This window comes from Streptomyces sp. NPDC059853, assembly GCF_042731495.1.
Lineage (GTDB): Bacteria > Actinomycetota > Actinomycetes > Streptomycetales > Streptomycetaceae > Streptomyces.
Genome location: NZ_JBHWJL010000350.1, coordinates 1 through 4952 on the forward strand (window position 1 = coordinate 1; position 4952 = coordinate 4952).

The following is a 4952-nucleotide window of genomic DNA, read 5'->3' on the forward strand; positions in this document are numbered from 1 at the left end:
CCCCGATACCGGGGACGGTGACGGCGCCCACGCCCGGGGTGTTCACGGCCGGCATGTTCCCGCCGATGGCGGGCACGGTGACCGCCCCGGGGGCGGGGGTGTTGACCGACGGCATCGACGTGCCGACGTTGGTCACCGGCACGACGCCGATCCCGGTGGCCGGCGGGCTGACCACCGGCACCATCGGGCCGAGCGTCGGGGCACCGACGGCGCCGACACCGGAGAACGGCACGTCGGCGATCAGGGCGCCCATGTTGGGCAGCGGGGGCAGGGAGAAGCCGACGCCGCCGATGTTCTGGTTGGCGAGGTTCAGACTGATCGGCGGCGGCGAGACCACCTGGACCCCGCCGGAGAAGTTGGCGCCGAAGCCGCCCGGCGTCAGCCCGCCGGTGCCGATGTTCACCGGCGGCATCGTGCCGAACCCGCCGTGGTGGAACCGCACCAGCTCGCCCATGGTGGGCGGCGGGGTGAAGATGTTGACACCGGCGGAGGCCGCGCCCGACACCTTGCTGGCGCCGCCGGCGAGCACGGCCGGGTCGAGGCCGTAGCGGTGCATGCCGAACAGACCGCGGTCGATGAAGCCGATCTTCAGCGCCTGGCCGAGACCGACCATCCGGATCTCATTGGCCGCCACCGGCAGGAAGAACCGCAGGCCCTGGGTACCGGTGAGCCCCCGGAAGATGTTCACCGGCAGGCTCTTGACCGTGAAGACCGCGCCGGCGAACAGCTTGCCGATCTGGAAGGACCTGACCCCGACGTTGTTGATCACGGACAGCCCGGCCATGCCCGGGGCGAACCGGAAGTTGTTCAGACTGGCGCCGAACTTCAGCCCGAGGTTGTTGGTCTTGATGAAGTTGGGCGAGAAGCGGAAGCCCTGCCACAGCCCGCCCGCGCCCTTGATCCACAGGGCCCCGAACTGGGCGGAACTGGTGATGCCGAAGAACGCCTTGCCGCCGGCGACGCCGCCCTTGAAAGCCCCCTTGAGGCCGCCCCACAGCTTCCCGACCGACAGGCCCTTGGTGGTCGGCGCGATGACGCCCAGGATGGAGAGCACCAGTTCGGTGACGCTGGCCTTGCCGCGGGAGAAGTCGACGGCCGTCTTGATCAGCAGCGCCACGTTCAGCCCGAGGACGAACAGGGCGAGCGGGCCACCGACGATGATGGCGGGGACGATCAGGATGATCGCGAGCCAGCCGAGCGCCTTCCAGAACTCGTCGCACTCGTTCACCGGCGAGTCGATGCTGTTCCCCGCCTCGCGGATGGCGGTGGCCGCCGTGCTCGCGGCGCTCTCCAGGTTCGACTTGGCGTCCTCCGCGGTGGACTTGTAGCCCGCCCGCTCCTCGTCGTCGTCCTCGCCCAGCCCCGCGGCGGCGGACAGCGCCTCGTCCGCCCGCTCCTGCTCGGTCCGCATCACCTCGACGTACGTCTTGAGCGCGGACTGGACCTTCTCCTGGGCCTCCTTGAAGGAGGAGACGTAGTTCCGCAGATCGTTGTCGATGATCTTGCGCAGCGCGTCGGCCGTCTTGCCCACGAACGCGCCGTCCGCGGTGTTCTTGACCTCGGTGAGTCCCTCGTCGATCGTCGTGGCGAGCGTGACGAGCTTCGCCTGGGACGTGATCAGCTCGTCCAGCTGACCCGGATCGCCGGGCGTCGGGTCGCTCTTGAGGCCGAGGGCGCTCCAGTCCTCGGGACGAGCCATGGTCGGCACTCCTTCCGGGTCCCCGCGTTCGGTGAGGGCACTCCCCGGCGACACTGCACGGAGGGGTTTCCACCACTACTACGCGGCAGGCCCCCCGCTGGTTCAATCCGATCCCCACAACGGCGGGACTTTCGCGCCGAGCCACCGGAGGCCGCCGCCCGTTCACCCGCACGGCGCCCGACCGACGGCCGGGGAACGGGAGATGACGGCCCGGGACCGAAACCCCCGGCCGGGCCGGAACGCGGCACACCTCACGCCCGGACGTTGAACCTTCTTCCCGGCTGGGGCGTAGAGAGGGCAGCACCCGAGGAACGTCCGGAGGACCCGTGGCCGACTTCTCCATCGACTACAGCCAGCTCCACACCGTGCAGGAAAAGATGCGTTCCCTGGCGGAGGAAGCCGGATCCGGCGGTGCCGAGGGCAAGTTCAAGGAGGTCGGCGAGGGAAGCCTCGGCGACGCCCAGGCCGTCCTCGGCAACCGGACGCTGGCCGCCGCCTTCCAGACGTTCTACGGCCGCTCCCGCAGCCGGACCAAGCAGGCCAAGGACGGGCTGACCGAACTCGCCGACACCTTCAAAGGCGTCTCGGACTACTGGTTCGACACCGACGCCAACATGGCGGCCAGCGGTGGCGTGGACGCCCAGCGCGGGGAGTTCAACGAGTGGGTCAGCGCCAAGGAGGCCCACGACCAGTGGGTGGCCGACAAAGAGGCCTGGGACAACATGCTGGAGGACATCGGGGCCACCGAGTACTTCAAGGAGAACCCGGACGACTCCATCCGCCAGGTGTGCAGTGCCTCGGACGCCCCCGACTTCTGCGATGCCTGGCGGGAACTGGAAGCGGAAGGGAACCACGCCCTCAAGCCCGGCGAAGAGCCCCCGAAACCCAAGGGTGACAAGCCGCCGACCGAGTACACGTACACGGACGACGAGGGCACGGTGAAGGTCACGCTCGAATACGACGACGACTACAACGTCACCAAGCAGACCTCGGAGATCAGCAACCCGAACGGCCTGTCCTACACCTCGGAGCAGGAATTCGACGGGCCGGCCCGGGAGATCACCGTCGACGGCGAGAAACGCACCATCCAGGACTACACCATGACCACCACCTACGGTGACGGCACCGAGAGTGTGTCCGTGGTGCGGTTCAACGAGGACGGCACCGGGACCATGGAAGTCACCGCCGATGACGAGGTGACCAAGTACACCCACAGCGGCAAGAAGGACGCCGAGTGGGAAGAGGTCGAGGACTAGACCTCGCGACCGCAGCGACCAAGGGAGAACCACTCATGGCTGCCAACATCAGTCTGGACTACGCCGAGATCGAGCGGGTGTGCGGCGTCCTGGACGACGCCGTCGACAACACGCTCGTGCCGCGCATGAAGGAAGCGAAGGACGAGGTCGACGCGCTGCTCAACACCGGCCTGGTGCTGACCGCGACCAGCCCGGCGCTGGAGGCCAAGTACGAGACGTTCACCACGAACCTCGTGGCCGGCGCGGAGGCCATCAAGGAGTACGCGAACCAGTTCAAGGAGATCAAGAAGTCCATCGAGAACATGGACGCCGACATGGCGGAGAAGATCAACGCCGGCTGATTTCCCTGTCGCCCGCACCACCCACCACCACCGGAGAATTCCATGGCGAATGATGTCGTCTTCGATTACGACGCGATCGACACGACCGCGTCCACGATGGGCAACAAGCTCGCGGATATCGCCGCCGAGCTGACGAACCTCAAGAACACCGTGGCCAATCTGCTCCAGAACGGCCTGGTCTTCGAAAAGGCCAGCCCCGCGATGACCGACGCGTACAACCAGTTCACCAACCAGCTGGACGCCTCGGCCAAGAACATCGACGAATACGCGAAGATGTTCCAGAACTTCGCCACCGAGATGGCGAACTCGGACGAGCAGATCACCAACGACGTCAACGCCGCCGCCGCCGAGGCCGCCGCCAGCGCCGAGGCCTGATCCCGCCCGACCGCCCGGGCACAGCCGAACGGCCGCCCCCTTCCTCCCGGGGGCGGCCGTTCACCGTGTCCGCGGCGCGCGCGGACACCGCGGGCGTCAGCCGTCCAGCACCGTCAGCGGAATCTGCACCGCGATGGCGTGGCCGCCGGGACCCGACGTCCAGCCACGGCCCTCCGGCAGCGCCGTCCGCACCTGCTCCGACGACAGCCGCGACCCGATCAGATCACCCTCGCCGATCGTCTTGGGCCCCAGCAGCACACCGCTGCGCGAGCGCCGCGCGGCGCCCATCCAGCCCAGCGAGGAGATGGACTCGGCGGGACCGGCCAGCAGCAGCCCCCGGCCCTGGTCGCGGCCCGAGGTGGCCACCGCCCGCAGCACCCGGTCGGCCCGGCAGTTGGCCAGCATGTCCGCGTCGTCCACCACCACGACCACCGGCCGGCCCGACACCTCCTCCAGCGCCTCCGTCAGCTCCTCCGCCGACGGGTCGGTGTCCGTCATCACCTTCGCCAGCTCGTGCACACCCAGCCGGCGCAACTGCGAGTCCCGCGGGGTGATCACCACCAGCGAGGTGCCGCCCAGCAGCAGCGACACACTCATCGCCGCCAGCGTCGTGGAGCGGCCCGAACGCGGCGGACCCGCCACCACGAAGCTGCCGCCGCCCGCCGCGAAGTCGTAGCCCAGCGGGACCCCGGCGTCGCCGCCGATGCCCAGCAGCGCCCACAGCGGACGCCGCTGCTCGGCCGGCAGCTGCTCCATCGCCTCGGTGAACCCGATCAGCCCGGGCAGCTGCCCGATCCGGAACGGGCGGCGCGCCTGCGCGACCTTGGCGTCCCGCTTGCTGGTCCGCCGGCCGATCGCGCGCAGCGCCTCGCCCTGGTCGGCCGCCGGGTCGCCGTCGCCCTCCTGGGGCAGCAGCCCGATCTGGGTCTCGACGCCGGACGGCGCCATCCAGCCGCGGCCCGGCGGCACATGGGCGGGCACCTTGCCGCGCGCCATGCCCACCAGGTGGTAGTCGCTCGGGTCGGTCTGCCGCAGCAGCAGCCGCCGGTCGTTGTGCGCGGCCAGCCGGCCGCCCAGCAGCAGCCGCTCCGAGGTGGCGATCACATGGATGCCCGCCGCCTGGCCCTCGCGCACCAGCCGGATGACGTCCGTGTACATCCGGCCGCCGTCGTAGTCGTCGATCATCGCGCTCAGCGCGTCCCAGCCGTCGATGAGCAGCAGCAGATGGGCCGGCCGCTGGTCCTTCGGCAGCTTGGCGCGCAGCTCGGTCAGGCTGGAGCC

At 69.6% G+C, this 4952-nt stretch carries 3 protein-coding genes and 2 pseudogenes; 3 read left to right on the top strand and 2 right to left on the bottom strand.

Annotated features, from left to right (window positions below; all coding sequences use genetic code 11):
* Positions 1–1699, bottom strand: a pseudogene (locus ACFV5N_RS24645) (hypothetical protein); the annotation flags it as partial.
* Positions 1700–2025: 326 nt separating this feature from the next.
* On the opposite strand from ACFV5N_RS24645, the gene ACFV5N_RS24650 reads away from it, so the two are divergent.
* Genes ACFV5N_RS24650 through ACFV5N_RS24660 form a run of 3 tightly spaced genes read left to right on the top strand, consistent with a single transcriptional unit; the run spans position 2026 to position 3671 of the window.
* Positions 2026–2955 (top strand): serine/arginine repetitive matrix protein 2, encoded by a 930-nt coding sequence (locus ACFV5N_RS24650; RefSeq protein WP_176128218.1) that lies wholly within the window; start codon positions 2026–2028, stop codon positions 2953–2955.
* A 35-nt stretch (positions 2956–2990) separates the two neighbouring features.
* Complete coding sequence (locus ACFV5N_RS24655) at positions 2991–3296, top strand: hypothetical protein (protein WP_176128217.1); 306 nt, start codon at positions 2991–2993, stop codon at positions 3294–3296.
* 42 nt (positions 3297–3338) lie between these two features.
* Positions 3339–3671 carry a WXG100 family type VII secretion target gene (locus ACFV5N_RS24660; RefSeq protein WP_176128216.1) on the top strand — a complete coding sequence of 111 codons (333 nt, stop codon included), beginning with the start codon at positions 3339–3341 and terminating at the stop codon, positions 3669–3671.
* A 96-nt stretch (positions 3672–3767) separates the two neighbouring features.
* On the opposite strand, the pseudogene ACFV5N_RS24665 reads toward ACFV5N_RS24660, so the two are convergent.
* Positions 3768–4952, bottom strand: a pseudogene (locus tag ACFV5N_RS24665) (hypothetical protein); the annotation flags it as partial.

Excerpts from the sequence above, each read along its gene's own strand:
- ACFV5N_RS24655 (WP_176128217.1), top strand. The coding sequence starts at position 2,991 with ATGGCTGCCAACATCAGTCTGGACTACGCCGAGATCGAGCGGGTGTGC.
- ACFV5N_RS24660 (WP_176128216.1), top strand. The coding sequence starts at position 3,339 with ATGGCGAATGATGTCGTCTTCGATTACGACGCGATCGACACGACCGCG.